This is a genomic window from Methylobacterium sp. 77 (assembly GCF_000372825.1).
GTDB lineage: Bacteria > Pseudomonadota > Alphaproteobacteria > Rhizobiales > Beijerinckiaceae > Methylobacterium.
The window spans coordinates 1,437,021-1,454,105 of the sequence record NZ_KB910516.1 but is presented as its reverse complement, the minus strand read 5'-3'; the positions used below and the strand labels follow the sequence as shown (position 1 = coordinate 1,454,105).

The window sequence follows — 17,085 nt, the reverse complement described above, 5'->3', positions numbered from 1 at the left end:
GCCGGTCAGGACTTCATTGTCAGGACTTGGCCTTGGCGGGAGGCGTCTTCCCCGGAGGTGCCTTCTTGGGCGCGCGTGCCGGATCGGCCGGGACGACCGTTCCGGCGATGGTCCAGTAGCAGACGCTGGTCCCGGTGACGCCGACGCAATCGTAATCGTTGCCGTTGAGCGCCGCGTGGTCGGTGATGGCGTTCACCGTTTCGCGTCCGAGCAGGGTGCAGCTCAGATGGTCGGCCTTGGGATCCGACAGCGTCGCCGCCGCTTTCTTGGCATCACCGCCCGACTGGCGCAGGAGAAGGCGGAGATTGGCCAGGGACGGGCAGCCGATGGCGGGCGCCGAGGCCAATGCGGCGGCAGGCGGCGAGAAAGCGGGCGCGGAAGGCGGTGCGGGAGCCTTGGCCGTCTGCGCCTCGGCGTGCAGGCATCCCATCGCGGCAAAGGCGGACAGGGCCGCCAGATAGCCCATGCGGGGACCGCGCCTCATGCCGCGCGCCTCGCCTTGGCATAGCGCTTCACCGCCCGCTCCCGCCGGAGCCGCGACAGGCGCTCGATCCAGAAGATGCCGTCGAGCTGATCGATCTCGTGCTGGAGGCAGGCTGCCTCGAACCCCTCCGACTCGACCTCATGCAAGGCGCCGTCGAGATCGGCGTAGCGAATCCGTATCCGGGCCGCCCGCTCCACGGTGTCGGACACACCCGGCATCGAGACGCTGCCCTCGGTCTGGGGCGCCGTCTCGGGCGAGACGAAGGTGATCTCCGGGTTGACGTAGATGGTTGCCGGCGTGCCGGGCTCGAGCCGCAGCGCCACGACGCGGGCGAGCCAGCCCACATGCGGCCCGGTCAGCCCGATGGCGGACACGCGGGCAAGCGCCGCGACGAGGTCGTCCGCATCGCGGCGAAGGCCGTCGTCAAACACGGTGACCGGCTCGGCACGCAAACGCAGCCGGGGATCGGGATAGAGGATCAGCGACTGGACCGGCACGGTGCGGACGACCTTCGGAATGGATAGCAGCGTGGATACGCGATCCCCCCCACGCTGTTCAAGCGCGGCACAGGATGGCGGGAACCCTGCCTTCCGCTCGGAGCCGCCATGCCGTAAGGCCCGCGGGAGACATCTCAGGACAACGATGCGCGCATGATCCGCCTCGAGAAAATCGGCAAGCAGAACGGTCGGCAGATCGTCTTCATCGAGGCCTCGGCCGCCCTGCAGAAGGGCGAGAAGGTCGGCCTCGTCGGCCCCAACGGCGCCGGCAAGACCACCTTGTTCCGCATGATCACCGGCGAGGAGGAACCCGACGAGGGCCAGGTCGCCACCGATCGCGGCATCACCATCGGCTATTTCAGCCAGGATGTCGGCGAGATGGCGGGCTGTTCCGTGGTGTCCGCCGTGATGGACGGCGCCGGCCCGGTGAGCACGGTGGCCACCGAGTTGAAGCAGATCGAGGCCGGCCTCGCCGACCCCGACCGGATGGACGAGATGGACGCCCTGGTCGAGCGCTACGGCGAGGTCCAGGCCCGGTTCGAGGAACTCGACGGCTACGCCCTCGAAGGCCGGGCCTACGAGGTTCTGGCGGGGCTGAGCTTCAGCCAGGAGATGATGGACGGCGATGTCGGCAAGCTGTCGGGGGGCTGGAAGATGCGCGTGGCGCTGGCCCGCATCCTCCTGATGAACCCGGACGTGATGCTCCTCGACGAGCCTTCCAACCACCTCGACATCGAGAGTCTGATCTGGCTGGAAGCCTTCCTCAAGAACTTCGAGGGCGCGCTGCTGATGACCTCGCACGACCGCGAGTTCATGAACCGCATCGTCGGCAAGGTCATCGAGATCGACGGCGGCAACCTCACCACCTTTTCCGGCGATTACGTCTTCTACGAGCAGCAGCGGGCCCTGAACGAGACGCACCAGCAGGCGCAGTTCGAGCGCCAGCAGGCCATGCTCGCCAAGGAGATCAAGTTCATCGAGCGGTTCAAGGCCCGCGCCAGCCACGCCGCCCAGGTCCAGAGCCGGGTGAAGAAGCTCGACAAGATCGAGCGGGTGGAGCCCCCCAAGCGCCGGCAATCGGTGGCGTTCGAGTTCCAGCCGGCGCCGCGCTCCGGCGACGACGTCGTCATCATCAAGAACGTGCACAAACGCTACGGCAGCCGCAGCATCTACGAGGGGCTCGACTTCTCGATCCGCCGCCGCGAGCGCTGGTGCGTGATGGGCATCAACGGCGCCGGCAAGTCGACCCTGCTCAAGCTGGTGACGGGCTCGGCCAAGCCCGATGACGGCTCCATCGCCATCGGCGGCAGCGTCAAGCTCGGCTACTTCGCCCAGCACGCCATGGACCTCCTCGACGGCGACCTCACCGTGTTCCAGGATCTGGAGGCCACCTTCCCGCAAGCCGGGCAGGGGTCTCTGCGAGCGCTGGCCGGCTGCTTCGGCTTCTCCGGCGACGACGTGGAGAAGCGCTGCCGCGTGCTCTCTGGCGGCGAGAAGGCCCGGCTGGTGATGGCCAAGATGCTGTTCGACCCACCGAACTTCCTCGTCCTCGACGAGCCCACCAACCACCTCGACATGGGCACGAAGGAGATGCTGATCACGGCGCTCGCGAGCTACGAGGGCACCATGCTCTTCGTCAGCCACGACCGACACTTCCTCGCGGCGCTCTCGAACCGCGTCCTCGAACTGACCCCTGAGGGCACCCACCAATATGGCGGCGGCTACACCGAATACGTCGCCCGCACCGGCCAGGAAGCGCCGGGCCTGAGGAGCTGAGCGGAGGCCGCCATGGATGCCAAGCTCGCCGAGATCGTCAGGGCGGCCGCCGCGCAAGCCCGGCGCAAGGCCCAAGCCTTCAACGCCCAAGCCTTCAACGCTCAGGCCTTCGACGGGACGTCGTCGAGGGACGCGCTGCCCTGGGCGGTGATCGAGGCCTTCGACGCCGACGTGCGCGGGCATGTGGAGCGCGACCGTCGCATTGAAGAGGAACGCGACCGGGTACTCATCACCGCGGTGAACTTCGCCGAGACGCGACCGGAAGACGGGGCGGAGGAGATCGAGGCGGCACGAAGCGCGCTGATCGATGCGATCGATTACCTCGAACAGGCCGTGCTGCGCTTCGGCATCGTCAACCGCCAGGGCGCGAAGCTCGGCTACGGCGAAGCCGGGCAGTCGGTGACGGCGCGGCGCTGAACTGCGTCAGCCGAACCATCCGGTGATCCAGTAGCAGATTGCGGCGATGAGGGCCGCGGCCGGCAGGGTCAGCACCCAGGCGACGACGATGTTGCCGGCGATGCCCCAGCGCACGGCCGATGTCCGGCGCGCCGCGCCGACACCGACGATGGCGCCGGTGATGGTGTGGGTGGTCGAGACCGGCACCCCGAGCCAGGTTGCCAGGAACAGAGTGATGGCACCCCCCGTCTCGGCGCAGAAACCCTGCATCGGGTTCAGCCGGGTGATCTTCGAGCCCATCGTGTGGACGATGCGCCAGCCGCCGAACAGGGTGCCCAGAGCCATCGCCGACTGGCAGGCCAGCACCACCCAGAGCGGCACGTGGAAGCTGCCGCCGAGATGCCCCTGCGAGTAGAGCAGCACCGCGATGATCCCCATGGTCTTCTGCGCATCGTTGCCGCCATGGCCGAGGGAGTAGAACGAGGCCGAGACGAATTGCAGGAGCCGGAAGCTGCGGTCGACCCCGAACGGCGTGGACCGTCGGCAGGCCCAGGACACGATCAGGACGAGGAGGAGGGCCAGCAGGAAGCCGACGAGCGGCGACAGCACGATGGCCGCGATCGTCTTCGACAGGCCGGACCAGACCACGACGTCGAAACCCGCCTTGCTGACGCCCGCCCCGACGAGGCCGCCGACCAGGGCATGCGAGCTGCTCGACGGAATGCCGAGCACCCAGGTGGCGATGTTCCAGGCGATGGCGCCGACGAGCGCGCTCAGGATCACGCGCGGATCGACGATGTTGGCGTCGACGATGCCGGTCCCCAGCGTCTGCGCCACATGAAGGCCGAAGAACAGGAACGCGATGAAGTTGAAGAATGCCGCCCAGAGCACCGCGTATTGCGGGCGCAGCACGCGCGTCGAGACGATGGTGGCGATGGAATTGGCCGCATCGTGCAGGCCGTTGAGGAAGTCGAAGAAAAGGGCGACGGCGATGAGGCCGGCGAGGGCGGGCAGCGCGAGCGAGGCGGCGTCCATACCCGTCACACGTTCTCGATCACGATGCCGCTGATCTCGTTGGCGACGTCCTCGAACCGGTCGACCACGTCTTCGAGGTGTCCGTAGAGTTCGGCGCCGATGAGGTAGGCCATGGTGTCGCCGTCGCCGCCATCCTTGCGATGGGCCTTGTAGAGGGCCTTGAGCCCGCGCTCCTGCAGCTCGTCCGAGCGGCCCTCGACGCGGGTGATCCGCTCGGTGAGGGTGTTGATACGACCCGCATGGGTCCCGATCGCGTTGAGGAGGGGGATCGCCTCCGCGGTGAGGCGTGCGGCCTCGATCACGGTGTCGCCCATCTCCCGCATCAGCGGCTCGAAGGTGCGGACTTCGTAGAGGGCAATGGTCTTCACGGTCTTGTTCATCTGGTCGATGGCGTCGTCCATCGACTGGATCAGGTCCTTGATGTCACCGCGGTCGAAGGGCGTGATGAAGCTCCGGCGCACGGCGAGCAGAACCTCGGCGGTGATCGCGTCGGCCTCATGCTCGCGATCGACGATGACCTGACAATAGTCCGGTACGCCGTCTCCGCCCTTCAGCACGCCCTGGAGCGCCTCCGCCCCTGCGACGAGGGTGTGGGAATGGCGCTCGAACAGGTCGAAGAAACGATCTTCGCGCGGCATCAAGGCGCGGAACCAGCCCAGCATTCGGTACGCTCCCCCATCTCGTCGTCAGAGGCACTGTCCGCACCGGGCCGCAGGCTACATCAACCGATGCGCCACCGTCATCGAAAGACCGTGCCGCCCGATAACACTTTCGTGGCCGACTCGTGCCCGCGACGGGTTCCGACGGCCTCAATATTCCCATTCGGCGCCGACGCCGACGGCGGTGCGGCCATCGCTGCCGGCCTCGCCCTGGATCTTGATGCGGCGGGTCACGTCGTAATCCACGGTGGCGGCCGTGTCCTGGGGCTTGGCGCCGGCCTTCACCCCGACGCTGAGGCGGTCGCTGAGGTAGCGCGAGGCGCCCAGCGCCGGGCCGCCGGAGGCACCGGTGGAGACGTCGAGGCTGTCGAGGCCGAGCCCCTTGCGGGCCTGCTCGAACACGTCGGGGCCACCGGCTCCGCCGGAGAGCTGCGACACCGCCTGGGCGAGCTGCAGCGCCTGGAATGGCGAGAGCCCGCCCGCCGCCTTCTTGAACAGCAGGCGCGAGAGCACCTCGTCCTGCGGCAGGGTCGGGTCGGAGGTGAGGATGAAGTCCGGCTGGTTGGCCGGGCCGGTCACGATAACGCGGGCGGTGACCTCGGCGGCCTTGGTCTCGGCCTGGAAGTCGAGGTCGGGGATCGCGAGCTCACCGTTGAAGGCGAGGCGGCCTCGGGTGAAGTCGAGGCGCTGGCCGATGATGCTGAGGCGGCCACGACGCATGGCGAAATCGCCGACCGCCACCGGGTCGCGCGAGGTGCCGGTGAGGCGCAGGTCGCCGCCGAGTTCCGCGTCGATGCCGCGCCCGCGCACGAAGATGCGGCTGGGCGCCGAGACCGTCACGTCGAGCGTCGCGTCGAAGGGCGGGGGCGCCTTCTTGCGCTTGGCCAATGCCGTGATCTTCGCCCTGCGGTCGGCCTTCGCGTCGAGGCGCGCACGCACGTCGGAGGGCGTATTGACCCGTCGCACGCCGGGCAGGGGCTGCACCGTGGCGGGCAGACGATCGGGGACCGTCACGTCGACGGAGGCGAGATCGACGCGGCCCGAGATCTTCGGCGTCCGCGCCAGTGGGCCGCTGAGGGCGAGGTTGAGGCTCGCGGTGGCGGTGACGATGGGGCTGGAGACGAGCTCGGCCCGCTCGGCCGTGATCTTGAACGTGCCGGGGAACCCGCCGGTCGGGTCCAGGGCCACGCGACCGCTGGCCTGGAGGCCGCCGCCGTTGCGGGTCTGGGCGGTAAGGCGCTCCACCACCAGGGTGTCGCCGCGCCCGGTGACGCGGCCCTCGATCTGCTTCAAGGCGATGCCCTGCAGCGGATCGGTGAAGCTGCCGCCGGAGAGGGTGGCGACACCCTCCGCACGGGGCGCGTTCAGGGTGCCGGAGACGCCGCCGTCGAGGGCGAGGCGGCCTGCGACGCGCTGGCCACCGACGCTGAGCAGGCTGTTGGCCATGGCGGCGTCGAGGGTGCCGCGCAGCTTCAGGGCGATCGGCCCGCCGGCGGAGACGGGCAGGAATCCCGCGAGGGTCAGCTCGGCACCGCGACCGGCGGAGACACGGCCCTCGATCCCGGCGCGACCATCGCTCAGGGTGCCGCTGGCCTTGGCGTCGATGGGCGGCAGGCCGGCTTTCCGGGTCTCGGGCGTCACCAGCTTCGCCAGCGACAGGGCATAGCGCCCTTCCGGCCGCGCGCTCGTGCCGTGGATGTCGGCCTCCCCGTCGAGCGTGCCGGTCAGCGCGAGGCTCGGCGAGGCGATGCGGGCAAGGGCCAGCGGCAGCGCCCGGATGCCGAGCTTCAGGTCGAGATTCGACCCGACGCGGCCGGCGAGACTGACCCTGCCGGTTCCGGCGGCGATGACGAGGCCGTCGATGACGGCACTGCCGCGGTCGAGGGTGATCGTCGCCGGGCCCGCGAGCGCCAACCGGTCCTTGCCGCGCGCGGCGGAGAAGCGCGACAGCTCGATCCGTGTGGCGTCCGCCGGGACGAGCCGGGCGGCGCCGTCGAGGTCGAAGCCGCGCGCCTTGGCGGTGAGGGTGATGTCGCTGGCGCCGGGCGACCCGACGGCCAGGAGCCGCACGGTGTCGATGGATTCGCCCGCGGCGACGACCCGGTCGGCATTGACCCGGCCGTCGACCACGGGATGAGCGAGAAGGTCGCGCCCGGTGAGGTCGGCGTCGAGCTGCGCGAGACCGATCTCGCCCGAGCGCAGGGACGCGCCCTTCGCCTTGATGGAGGCGTCCTGTCTGCCGCCGTCTCGCGAGAGGGCGATGGTCGCATCGAGGCTGCCGCCGAGCGGCGTGAGGGCCAGCGGCGAGAGGTCGTCCAGATTGGCGGCGGAGAGGGTGACCTTGCCCTGCGTCAGGAGGGTCGCCGCATCGACGATTGCCGTGCCGTCGAGGGTGACGGAGCCGAGATTCACGGCAAGCCGGTCGAGCGACCAATCGGCGGCCCTGCGGGCGAGGTGCAGGTCCCCGCGAAGGGTCTTGCCGCCGATCTCGCCGCCGAGCGCCAGCGTGCCGTCCAAGGCCCCGGTGAGGTCCTTCAGCGTCGCGGCCACGCGCAGATCCCGGATCGGGCGGCCGAGCGCCCGTCCGTCCGCGGCGGTGAGCGTAGCGGTGAGGTCAGGTTTCTCGAGCGTGCCGGAGAGCCGCCCGTCGAGGAGGGCACGACCGGCGAGGCGCGGGTCGAGGGCCGAGAGGGTCTTCACGTCGACCAAGAGCTTGGCGTCGGCGAGCCGCGCCGTGGCCTTGCCCTCGAGCCGGGCGACCATCTCGGCGCCTTCGAGCTTGGCACCCTCGAAGCTGTAGCCGTCGAAGACCTGCGACAGGCGCCCGGAGAAGCGCGGTTCGCGCCCGAGCAGCCGATCCAGAGCGGGGAGACCGAGGGCGAGGTCCCGGGTGGTCGCATCGACGTCGGCAGTGACCGCTTTACGGGCCGGATCGCCGCTCAGCGCGGCCTTCACGGCGACGCTGCCGGCGAGGGTGCGGTCGGCGACGTCCGAGAAGGCGGAGAGGTCGGCGAGGCCCGCGTTCAGCGTGCCGGTCAGCGTGTTCTGGCCGACGCGACCGGCATAGGAGAGCTTGGCGGTGGGCGCGTCGAGGTCGAACTTCGCCACGTCGATGACGCCGTCGGGCTGGAGCGTGCCGCGGAAGGTGAAGGCCCCGCGCGATCCGACGGCGCGGCGCAGGGCCGCGTCGGCGAGCTTCAGCCCCTCGACCGTGGCATCGGCGCTGAGCGCGAAGCGGGTGGCGTTGGGGTCGGTCCCGGCCGGCTCCATGGCGAGAGTGGCGGCGATCCGATCGAGGACATTGCCGTCGGCGCGCAGGCCCGCGGCCTTGAGGTCGCCGTTCACCCGTGGCCGGGCGATGGGGCCCTTCACGCTGCCGTCGAAGACGAGGGTGTCGAGTTCGGCATTGGCCGCCTTGGTGACGCCGCCCTCGGTGGGGATGGCGCGGGCGGAGAGGGTGAAATCGGCGACGCGGTCCGGGGTGAGGCTGCCCGAGGCGTCGAGGCGGGCGGTGCGGGAGGCGAGCGCCAGACGGTCGATGCCGAAGGCGCCGCTATCGCCGAAGCGCAGGGCCCCGTCGAGCTTGGTCGTGCCGGAGAAGATCGCGGCCGCCGGGCCGGGCAGCAATCCCTCGATCCGCGAGGAGAGATCGAGGGTCAGGTGACGGTCGGTGCCGGCGCGGGCGATGCGGGCGGTGCCCTTCGCCCCGAGATCGGGGCCGGCATCGAAATCGAGCCGGGCGTTCCAGGCGTCGAGGGTGCCGCGTCCGTCGAGGTCGAGGTTGATCGGTGGCTCGCCGGGCAGGGTGGCGAATTTGGAGAGAAGACCGCCCGCGGCTTCCACCAGGGTCGTCTTCACCTCGAGTTTCGCCCCCTTGGGCACGAACAGCAGGCGCGCGGCGAATTGGCCGACGGCATCCAGGCGACGCACCGTGAGGTCGAGGTCGAGCCCTTCGGACGGGGCGCCGAGCTTGGCCTTTCCCTCGGCCGACAGGCGCGCCGGCTGGCCGGCGACGGTCTCGCCGAGCACCAGTTCGGCGAGCTTGAAGGCGGTGATCTCCACCTTCACCGGCAGGTCGGGCAGGAGCGTGCCATCGGGCTCGGCCGTCGCCGAGACCGGAGCGGGGAGGGGGCGGCGCAGGACCTCGAGCCGGCCGATCTCCAGGCTGTCGACCTGCAAACGACCGGAGAGGAGGGCGAGGCGGCTCCAGACGAGGCGCGCCTTGTCGAGCCTCAGCCAGACACCGTTGGCGTCGCTGATCGCCACGTCGCGGATCGTGGCATTGGAGGAGAGCGCCCCGTCCACGGCTCCGATGGAGACCTGAGAGCCCGGCGTCGACAATGCCTTCGACAGGAGCCCGCCGAGCACGGTCTTCTCGCCCTCGTCGGCGCGGGTGTGGGTGGCTGGGACGGCGATGCAGAGGGTCAGGCCGATGACGGCAGCGATGTTGCGCATCACCCTCCCCCCTTCGCGGGGGAGGGTGCCTGCGGAGCAGGCGGGAGAGGGGGCGACCTCTTTGGATACGGCGCTCCCCTCTCCCGACCCTCGCTCACGCGAGGGCCACCCTCCCCCGCAGAGGGGGGAGGGACGGCTCGCACGGACGCCTCTGAAAAATCCCATCAGAACGACTGCCCCAGGCTGATGTACAGCGCGACGGGGCGCTCGCGGTTGCCCTTGATCCGGTCGAGGGGGAAGGCGACGTCGACGCGGATGGGGCCGATGCCGGTGTAGTAGCGCAGACCCAAACCCGCGGCGTACCGGATGCGCTCCTCGAAGTCCGGCAGGCTTCCCTCGAAGGCGGTGCCGGCATCGAAGAACGGCACGATTCCGATCGTGTCGGTGATCTTGACCCGCGCCTCCACCGAGGCTTCGAGCAGGCTGCGTCCGCCCACCGGCAGGTTGAACGGCCCGCGCGGCCCCAGCGTCCGATAGGGGAAGCCGCGCACCGAGCCGCCGCCGCCGGCGAAGAAGCGGATATTGGCCGGGATCTCCTCCAGGCTCGCTCCCGAGATAGAGCCGAAGCCGATGCGGCCGGCGAGGATGTAGCGAGCCTCGTCGTCGAGGGCATAGTAGGTCGAGCCCTGCGCCTTGGCGACGAAGATCGACGGATCCGAACCGAGGAACCCGGCATAGGGAGTCACCGAGGCGGTGGCCCTGAACCCCTGCGTGGGATCGAGGAGATTGTCGGTGGAATCGTACGCGACCGAGAGCGGCACGCCGACGAGGCGGTAATCGACCTTGCCCAGCGCGTCCTGCGAGCGGCCGGCCTGCCCGTCGATGCCGATCTGCGCGTAGAAGGTATCCGAGAACCGGTGGCGGATGCCGATCGTGCCCCCGGCCGCGTCCGAGACGTAGGATTGCTGCGCCTCGCGCCCCGCGAAGACGTTCGCCACTAGGTCGTTGCGCGTGCCCCACAAAGCCGGCTTGACGAAGGTCGCGGAGAGCCGGCCGCCCAGGCCGTTGGAGTCGATGCCGGCGGCCTTGCGCTGCTTCGCGTAGAGGTCGTTGCCGAGATAGTAGATGTCGGCGTCGAGCCGCAGGGTCTCGCCGCCGCCGAAGAGGTTGCGGTTGGCGTAATAGGCTCGGATGCCCGGACCGTCGACGGTGGAATAGCGGGCCGCCACGCCGATCAGATTGTGGTCGCGCTCGGTCACGTCGACGAAGATCGGCAGGTTGCCCTGCGCGTCGAGCGCCTCGCCCTCGCGCACCCGGACGGAACCGAGGGCCTCGACCTTCGCCACCGACCGGCGGATCTCCGCCACCGCTTTGGGCGAATAGGGATCGCCCGGCTCGCTGTAGATGAAGGAGCGCACCACGGCCGGGTCGAGACCCGTGGTGCCGCGCACCGCGACCTCGCCCATCCCGGCGATGGGGCCGGGATCGATGGTGAAGCGCACATCCATGACATGGGCGCTGTCATCCACCACGGGATCGCGCGAGACCGCCTTGGCGAAGGGATGGCCCAGCGCACGGAAGCGGTCGACGATCTTCGCCTCGCGGGCGAGCACCGTGGCCGAGCGCGCGGGGACATCGTCGCCCACCCGCGTGAAGCGCTCCGGCAGGACTTCGTCCGGGAAATCGCTGCCGCGGGGATCGGAGGCCGCCACATTACGGAGCTTGTAGAGCGGGCCGGCATCGACGACGATCCTCACCGGCACCAGGGCGTTGTTTCGCGCGCCTTCGGCGGCCCGCGCCGCGGCCGCGATCGCGGCTTCGCCGGAGAGCTCGACGCCATCGATGCGGATGGCGACCTTGCCCTGGTAATAGCCGTAGCCGGAGAGCACGTCGGACAGGCGGCGCAGGTCGGCCTCCGCCCGCCGCACGATGCCTTCGCCGTCGGGCGGCGCGTCCTGGCGCAGGCGGTAGAGTGTCGAGGTGTCCTGCAGGGCCTGCAGCACGTCCTCGTCCTCGAGACCCTGGAACTTGACGGAATAGGGCAGGGTCTCGCGGCTCGGTGCCAACGGCTCCTCCTCGGAGCCGAACATGCCGAACAGATCGAAAGCCGCCGCCGGGGAGCAGGCGAGGGCGCTCATCGACACGCCGCCGATGACGGCCAGAGCCACACCCGCGCAGCCGTGCCTCAGGCCTCTGACCCTCGCATCACGCGTGTGCGACGTCACGAAGCACGGCCCGCCCGCGATCCCGGCCGGCCAGTTCGCGTCATCCGAGACGGCGCCCCCCTAAAGGTTTGCACGCCGGCCTTCGACTCCGTCATCCCGCCCCCGCTTCGATGCCGGTCAACCTTCCGTGACGACCCCTCACCGGGTCGTTAAGGTCGTTCCTCGCCTCATGTCGCAGAGTGACAAGCCTAGCCGCCGCCTCCAGCCAGGGCAACCTCGGCGGTGCCGCAGCCCCCGTCCGAGGGAGTGGAAACGGGAACCATCCCGGCGTCCGAGCCGGCTACGCTCCGTGTGAAATCGCGGCCTTCATCGGGAACCCGGAACGGTCGGGAGCCTTGTCTGAGCATCGCAGGCAACCTAACTTTCACCTATCGGACCGTGTCTTCTATGATCCCCCGCCGGTTCATCCCGGGTCGCACGCCCAGCAGTCGCTGCAGAACTGCCGCGGGCCGTCGCTTCGATCCCATCGCATCTCCGAGACCCTGCGCCCTGTCGGCCGCGCATGACTTTGTGCGACCCGAGAGGCCCCTCCACCCCCTATTCGAGACGAGGCCGCGACGACTGCAATCGCGTTCCTCCCGACGGCGAGAAGGACATCACCATGAGCACGGGTACCGTGAAATGGTTCAACGAGACCAAGGGCTACGGCTTCATTCAGCCGGATGACGGCGACAAGGACGTGTTCGTCCACATCTCGGCCGTCGAGCGCGCCGGCATGCGCAACCTGATCGAGGGACAGAAGGTCTCCTACGAGATCGAGAGCGACCGGCGCACGGGTAAGCAATCCGCCGGCAACCTCCAGGCCGCCTGAGGCTGAAACGGGCGAGGGCCACCCCATGTGAGGCCTTCGTTCAACACTTGTGTAAGAAGCCGCCCTGTCATGGGCGGCTTCTGTTGATTCCGGCCGAATCGTGAGGCATTGGCTCTCCGATTCGAGCCGGACTTTCGATGATTCACAGCAAGGCGCCGCTCCGCGTGCCTCCACATGCGGGCCGGGCCGAGACACACACATGAGAAAGGTCAGATGAGCGCCTTCGACTACAGGAATTTCGACGATCGCCGTAAGAACTCCGCCAGCGCCAAGCAGATGCTGCTGGAAAAATTCAAGGCCCGTCCACCGGCGGATGACCCGGACATGATCGCCAAGGCCCAGGCCCGCGCCGAGGTCGCCCGGGCCCGCGAGGAACGGACGCGCGAGCGCGAAGCCGCCCGTATCGCCGCCGAGAAGCAGGCCGCCGCCGAGAAGCGGGCCCGCGAAGAGGCGGAACTCGCCGCCCAGATCGCCCGCGAAGAGGAAGAGACGCGCCTCGCCGCCGAACGCAAGACGATCGATCTCGCCGAGAAGAAGGCTCAGCGGGACGCGCGCTACGCCGCCCGCAAAGCCAAGGCCCGCCGCTGAGGCCTCGTCTCGCCGTATCGAGACGGCCGTCGCCGGCGGGGACGGTAATGATCCAAGACAGCGCCGAGGGCCCGGATCGCAGCAGCGGATTTCGTATCCGCAGCTTCGGTCCGGGCCCTCGGCGTTAGCGCGGCTCGAGAGCCGGCTTCAGGCCTCGGTCTCGCCTTCAGCCTCGCCTTCGTCCTTCTCGGACGTCGTCTCGACCTCACCCTTCGGCTCGGTATCCGCCTCGGGGCGGGGGCCGGCCTTGAACGAGCGACGTGGAGCATTGCCGCGCTTCATCTGCGCGGGCTTCTCGATGGCACCGAGACGTTCGGAGAGCTGCTTGGCCCGCTCGTTGAAATCGTTGGTGGTGCGAGACTGAGACGCACCACTCTTGAACGCATTCGCCACTTGGGCCTCATGGAGTTTGCCCAAGGCACGGGTTCGTGCGGGGTTGCTCATCCCTTAGCACGCTTTGCCGCTCCGCGGGCAGTTAACTGTCCGCCGGCCGTTTCGGGTGCCTCAGAACCGCGCAGTCAGGAACAGACGGACGTTGCGTCCGGGCAGAAGAATCTCGTCCTTCTTGAACGAGGCCGAGTTGCGAATCCGGTCGTCGAGCAGGTTGCGTCCCTGTAGTCCGAAGGTGATCTCACTGGCGCCGTAGAGGGTCCGATCGAGCACCTTGGTGTGGCTGATCTCGGCGCGCAGGTCGTTATAGCCCGGCGTCGTCGTCTCCAGGGAGGCGGTCTCGATATGGTCGAAGGCGTGGAGCAGGTTCACGCGGGCATACCACCCGTCGGCGCGGATGAAGGCGCCGCCGCCGAGGCGGTGCGGCGGGATGCGGGGCACGTAGGACCCATCGTCGAATTGCGCGCGGACGAAATCGTACTGCGCCTCGATGCCGGCGAACCCGTTGCCCACGGGCAGGAGATCGAGCTGCGCGCCGATCTCCGCGCCGTAGAACGCGGCGTTGCGCTGCGAGTAGACGATCTGCTGCAACTCGTCGTCGCTGCCGCAGGAGGCGAAGTCGTCACCGCAGCCGATGCCGGTCTCGCGCTTGTAGATGAAGTTGGTGTAGCGCGTGTAGTAGCCGGTGGCGTCGAGGCGGAACGGCCCTTCGCGACGGCGCAGGCTGAGCTCGACGGTGCGGGCGCGCTCCTTCTTGAGGTTGGCGTCACCGATCTCGAACGTCTCCGTGGCGTCGTGCGGTCCGCGCGAATACAGCTCGAACGCCGTCGGTGCGCGCTCGACATAGGAGCCGTTGAGGCTCGCGACGAAACCGTTGGGCAGGTCCTGCAGGGCACCGAAGCTGAGGCTCTTCGGCGCGAACGAGCGGCGGCGGCCGTAGGAGAGCGGGTCCTGCCCGTCCACCGGCAGGTAATCCCCGGGAAAGAGCGACGCCGTGCCGGTGGAGCGGTCGCCCTCGATCCGCCCCGCCCCCTGGACGCGCAGGCCGTTGCCGAGAGCGATCTCCTCGAACAGGTACACCGCGTTGCTGCGCGAATCCGTCGGCGCGAGAAGGCTGCCGGCCTCGCCCGACGTGCCGATGGTGCGCCGGCCGGTCTGCAGGCCGAGGGCGCCGGTCAGGGTGCCGAAACCGAGGCTCACCGGCACGTGCTGCAGCTCGACCCGGCCTTCGGCCTCGCGGTTCTTGAACGTCGCCTGGATTCCATCGACGCCATCCTCGCCGATCCCGGTCTCGTTGTGCCGGTAGACCGAGCCGCCGGCCCAGAAGCGGATCACCTCGAACGGCCCTTCGAGGGGACGATACTCGCCGCGTGCGAGAAGCCGGTCCTGATTCGGATCGAGGCGGGTCCGGCTCTCGGCGGCTCCGCCGCCGGGGATCTGATAGAGCGCGTCGTAATGGCTGTAGGACAGGCCGACGAAGCCGCGATCGCCGATGAACGACATGCCCACCGCGCCGCCCTGCGATTCGTTGGCGGAGTTGCGCTGGATGCCGGCCGGCGTGCCGTAACTGTCGGCCGCGGTGCGGAAGCCGTCGGCATGGATGGCGACGTTCTGGCCCCCGGCATCGACGCTGACGGCACCGAGCCGCCCATTGTCCACGGAGGAATAACCGGTGGTCGCCTGGCCCGAGATGCCGCCGGCCGGGATGAAGGTCGGGACGCGGTTGTTCTCGGCGCTGACCACGCCGCCGATCGCCTGCGAGCCGTAGCGCAGGGAGGCCGGACCGCGGATCACCTCGATCCGGTTCGTCACTAGCGGGTTGATCGGGACGCCGTGATCTTCGCCGAGTTCCGACACGTCCTGAATCCCGACGCCGTTCTCCTGGATGCGCACCCGGTTGTTGTCGAGGCCACGGATGATCGGCCGGCTCGCCGCCCCCGGTGCGTAGGTGGAGGCCGAGATGCCCGGCCGGTCCATGAGCGCATCGCCGAGGGTGCGCGGCTGGTCGCGGGCGATCTGCTCGGCCGTGACCACGGTGACCGGCGAGAAGGTGTTGGTCACCACCGGCAGCACGCCGGTGGGAAAGCCCGAGGTCGCGGCGGTGCGAGGCGCGGCGAGGATCGGGCTCGCCGAGGTCACCGTCAGTTCGGAGAGCGTCGCCTCGGCCTGCTGCGCTGCCACCGGGGCGATCATCGCAGCGGATGTCAGGCCCGCGCCGGACAGCATCGTCCCGGCCAGCCAGATCCTCGATCGTCTCATCCGCGTCACGCCCCGCAAGAACTACGTTATAATGTTTCATTGCTGAGCACGCTCGATGCGGCAAGGGGATGGTGGTATTGCAGCGCAGCTTGGACACCGGCTGTGGCCGAAGCGCATCATCGGCGCTGCGGTCGCCATCGCCGTGGAAACGCCGTGACTGCGACGAAGGCGGCGCTTGCGCGGGGCACCGCGCCGGCAAACATCTCCTCCGTGATCTCCCTCTCCGTTCTCGGCACGACGCTCCGCGTGCTCGGCCTCGTCCTGCTCGGCGTGTTCCTGCTGCCGCTCGGTACCCATGCCCTGTGGTGGATGGCGCGGGGCGGCGGCGCGGCGAATTGGTCCGTGGCCGATTGGTCGAGCGCCGGGCTGCTGCGTCCTCCCGGCGCGTCGGACCCCGCTCTGGTCCGGGTCTATGCGGCGCGGGTCGGGCGCTGGCGCGGGATCTTCGCCCATCACAGTTGGATCGTGGTGAAACCGGCCGGCGCGCCCCGATACACCCGCTACGACGTGGTCGGCTGGGGGATGCCGGTCCGCACCGACGGCTGGGCGGCGGACGGCCGCTGGTTCGGCAATGATCCGCAGACCGTCCTCGCCCTCGACGGCGCAGAGGCGGCTCGCGCCATCCCGGCGATCCGCGTCGCAGTGGCGGATTACCCCTATCGCGCGCTCGGGACCTATCAGGCCTGGCCCGGACCGAACTCGAACAGCTTTGCCGCCCACGTGCTCGCCCGCCTGCCAGAGCCGCAGGTGACCCTTCCGCCGACGGCCCTGGGGAAGGATTGGGCGCCGCCCGGACGCATCGTCGAGCGCACGCCCAGCGGCACCGGCATCCGGTTGACCTTCGGTGGCTATGCCGGAATCACCCTCGGCTGGGTCGAGGGAATCGAGGTCAACCTGCTGGGCCTCGTCGCCGGGCTCGACCTGCGCCGCCCGGCGCTCAAGCTTCCCGGCTGGGGCAGGATCGGAGTGGCATGAATCGGGGTGGCATGAATCGAGAGGGCATGAATCAGAAGTCCGCGGCGACCTCACTCGTCATCCGCCCGGCGGAACCCGGCGATGCCGACGCGATCTGGTCGATCCTGGAGCCGGTGATCCGGGCGGGCGAGACCTACGCGCTGCCGCGGGACGGTTCCCGCGAGGCCATGCTGGCCTACTGGTTCGCCCCGGCGAACCAGGTCTTCGTCTGCATCAGCGGGGACGCCGTGCTCGGCACCTTCATGCTCAAGCCGAATCAGCAGGGTGGCGGAGCGCATGTCGCCAATGCCGGCTTCATGACCCATCCCGATGCGGTCGGGCGCGGCATCGCCCGCGCCATGGGGCACCATGCCATCGCCATTGCCACCGACCAGGGTTTCCTGGCGATGCAGTTCAACTTCGTCGTGGCCAGCAACACCCGCGCGGTCGCCCTGTGGACGAGCCTCGGCTTCTCCGAACTCGCCCGCCTGCCCGAGGCGTTCCGGCACCCGCGTCTCGGGTTTGTCGACGCCCTGGTGATGCACCGCAGGCTCGGGACCGGCGCCGCGACCTGAAGCACAGACGCGACCTTTACGACCGCGCGGCCCCCGAGACG

General features: G+C 69.4%; 14 protein-coding genes. 6 read left to right on the top strand and 8 right to left on the bottom strand.

The window, feature by feature from the left end; genetic code table 11:
* Positions 1-19: 19 nt before the first annotated feature.
* Positions 20-484 (bottom strand): hypothetical protein, encoded by a 465-nt coding sequence (locus tag A3OK_RS0106790; protein ID WP_245259324.1) that lies wholly within the window; start codon positions 482-484, stop codon positions 20-22.
* On the bottom strand, positions 481-981 hold the full coding sequence (locus A3OK_RS0106785; RefSeq protein ID WP_019904188.1) for a peptide deformylase: 501 nt from the start codon (positions 979-981) through the stop codon (positions 481-483). Before A3OK_RS0106785 ends, A3OK_RS0106790 begins: the two co-directional genes overlap by 4 nt.
* A 153-nt stretch (positions 982-1,134) precedes the next feature.
* Here A3OK_RS0106785 and A3OK_RS0106780 point away from each other — a divergent pair, with 153 nt between their 5' ends.
* Positions 1,135-2,757 (top strand): ABC-F family ATP-binding cassette domain-containing protein, encoded by a 1,623-nt coding sequence (locus A3OK_RS0106780; RefSeq protein WP_019904187.1) that lies wholly within the window; start codon positions 1,135-1,137, stop codon positions 2,755-2,757.
* A 12-nt stretch (positions 2,758-2,769) separates the two neighbouring features.
* Positions 2,770-3,174, top strand: a complete 405-nt coding sequence (locus A3OK_RS0106775; RefSeq protein ID WP_019904186.1) for a hypothetical protein — start codon at positions 2,770-2,772, stop codon at positions 3,172-3,174.
* Between the two features lie 6 nt (positions 3,175-3,180).
* Here the strand turns inward: A3OK_RS0106775 and A3OK_RS0106770 are convergent, their stop codons facing one another.
* The 4 genes from A3OK_RS0106770 to A3OK_RS0106755 form a co-directional block, all read right to left on the bottom strand.
* Positions 3,181-4,188: an inorganic phosphate transporter gene (locus A3OK_RS0106770; RefSeq protein ID WP_019904185.1), complete on the bottom strand. Its 1,008-nt coding sequence runs from the start codon at positions 4,186-4,188 to the stop codon at positions 3,181-3,183.
* 5 nt (positions 4,189-4,193) lie between these two features.
* A complete protein-coding gene (locus tag A3OK_RS0106765) occupies positions 4,194-4,850 on the bottom strand; it encodes a DUF47 domain-containing protein (protein ID WP_019904184.1) in 657 nt (218 codons plus the stop codon).
* A gap of 147 nt (positions 4,851-4,997) precedes the next feature.
* On the bottom strand, positions 4,998-9,302 hold the full coding sequence (locus A3OK_RS0106760; RefSeq protein ID WP_019904183.1) for a translocation/assembly module TamB domain-containing protein: 4,305 nt from the start codon (positions 9,300-9,302) through the stop codon (positions 4,998-5,000).
* A gap of 164 nt (positions 9,303-9,466) precedes the next feature.
* Complete coding sequence (locus tag A3OK_RS0106755; protein ID WP_051092979.1) at positions 9,467-11,380, bottom strand: autotransporter assembly complex family protein; 1,914 nt, start codon at positions 11,378-11,380, stop codon at positions 9,467-9,469.
* 688 nt (positions 11,381-12,068) lie between these two features.
* Here A3OK_RS0106755 and A3OK_RS0106750 point away from each other — a divergent pair.
* Both A3OK_RS0106750 and A3OK_RS0106745 read left to right on the top strand, forming a co-directional pair.
* Complete coding sequence (locus A3OK_RS0106750; RefSeq protein WP_019904181.1) at positions 12,069-12,278, top strand: cold-shock protein; 210 nt, start codon at positions 12,069-12,071, stop codon at positions 12,276-12,278.
* Positions 12,279-12,491: 213 nt separating this feature from the next.
* Complete coding sequence (locus A3OK_RS0106745; RefSeq protein WP_019904180.1) at positions 12,492-12,866, top strand: DUF6481 family protein; 375 nt, start codon at positions 12,492-12,494, stop codon at positions 12,864-12,866.
* 147 nt (positions 12,867-13,013) lie between these two features.
* On the opposite strand, the gene A3OK_RS0106740 is transcribed toward A3OK_RS0106745, so the two are convergent.
* Both A3OK_RS0106740 and A3OK_RS0106735 read right to left on the bottom strand, forming a co-directional pair.
* Positions 13,014-13,283 (bottom strand): hypothetical protein, encoded by a 270-nt coding sequence (locus tag A3OK_RS0106740; protein WP_019904179.1) that lies wholly within the window; start codon positions 13,281-13,283, stop codon positions 13,014-13,016.
* An 87-nt stretch (positions 13,284-13,370) separates the two neighbouring features.
* Positions 13,371-15,515, bottom strand: coding sequence for a TonB-dependent receptor (locus A3OK_RS0106735; RefSeq protein ID WP_026597004.1), 2,145 nt, complete (start codon positions 15,513-15,515; stop codon positions 13,371-13,373).
* Positions 15,516-15,716: 201 nt separating this feature from the next.
* On the opposite strand from A3OK_RS0106735, the gene A3OK_RS0106730 reads away from it, so the two are divergent.
* Together A3OK_RS0106730 and A3OK_RS0106725 are read left to right on the top strand one after the other, a co-directional pair.
* Positions 15,717-16,490, top strand: coding sequence for a DUF3750 domain-containing protein (locus A3OK_RS0106730; RefSeq protein WP_051092978.1), 774 nt, complete (start codon positions 15,717-15,719; stop codon positions 16,488-16,490).
* A 26-nt stretch (positions 16,491-16,516) separates the two neighbouring features.
* Positions 16,517-17,044 (top strand): GNAT family N-acetyltransferase, encoded by a 528-nt coding sequence (locus A3OK_RS0106725; RefSeq protein WP_019904176.1) that lies wholly within the window; start codon positions 16,517-16,519, stop codon positions 17,042-17,044.
* Positions 17,045-17,085: the final 41 nt, after the last annotated feature.

Coding starts and splice junctions, on each gene's coding strand:
- A3OK_RS0106750 (WP_019904181.1), top strand. CDS start 12,069: ATGAGCACGGGTACCGTGAAATGGTTCAACGAGACCAAGGGCTACGGC.
- A3OK_RS0106780 (WP_019904187.1), top strand. CDS start 1,135: ATGATCCGCCTCGAGAAAATCGGCAAGCAGAACGGTCGGCAGATCGTC.
- A3OK_RS0106755 (WP_051092979.1), bottom strand. CDS start 11,380: ATGAGCGCCCTCGCCTGCTCCCCGGCGGCGGCTTTCGATCTGTTCGGC.
- A3OK_RS0106790 (WP_245259324.1), bottom strand. CDS start 484: ATGAGGCGCGGTCCCCGCATGGGCTATCTGGCGGCCCTGTCCGCCTTT.
- A3OK_RS0106760 (WP_019904183.1), bottom strand. CDS start 9,302: ATGCGCAACATCGCTGCCGTCATCGGCCTGACCCTCTGCATCGCCGTC.
- A3OK_RS0106775 (WP_019904186.1), top strand. CDS start 2,770: ATGGATGCCAAGCTCGCCGAGATCGTCAGGGCGGCCGCCGCGCAAGCC.
- A3OK_RS0106735 (WP_026597004.1), bottom strand. CDS start 15,515: ATGAGACGATCGAGGATCTGGCTGGCCGGGACGATGCTGTCCGGCGCG.
- A3OK_RS0106770 (WP_019904185.1), bottom strand. CDS start 4,188: ATGGACGCCGCCTCGCTCGCGCTGCCCGCCCTCGCCGGCCTCATCGCC.
- A3OK_RS0106725 (WP_019904176.1), top strand. CDS start 16,517: ATGAATCAGAAGTCCGCGGCGACCTCACTCGTCATCCGCCCGGCGGAA.
- A3OK_RS0106745 (WP_019904180.1), top strand. CDS start 12,492: ATGAGCGCCTTCGACTACAGGAATTTCGACGATCGCCGTAAGAACTCC.
- A3OK_RS0106765 (WP_019904184.1), bottom strand. CDS start 4,850: ATGCTGGGCTGGTTCCGCGCCTTGATGCCGCGCGAAGATCGTTTCTTC.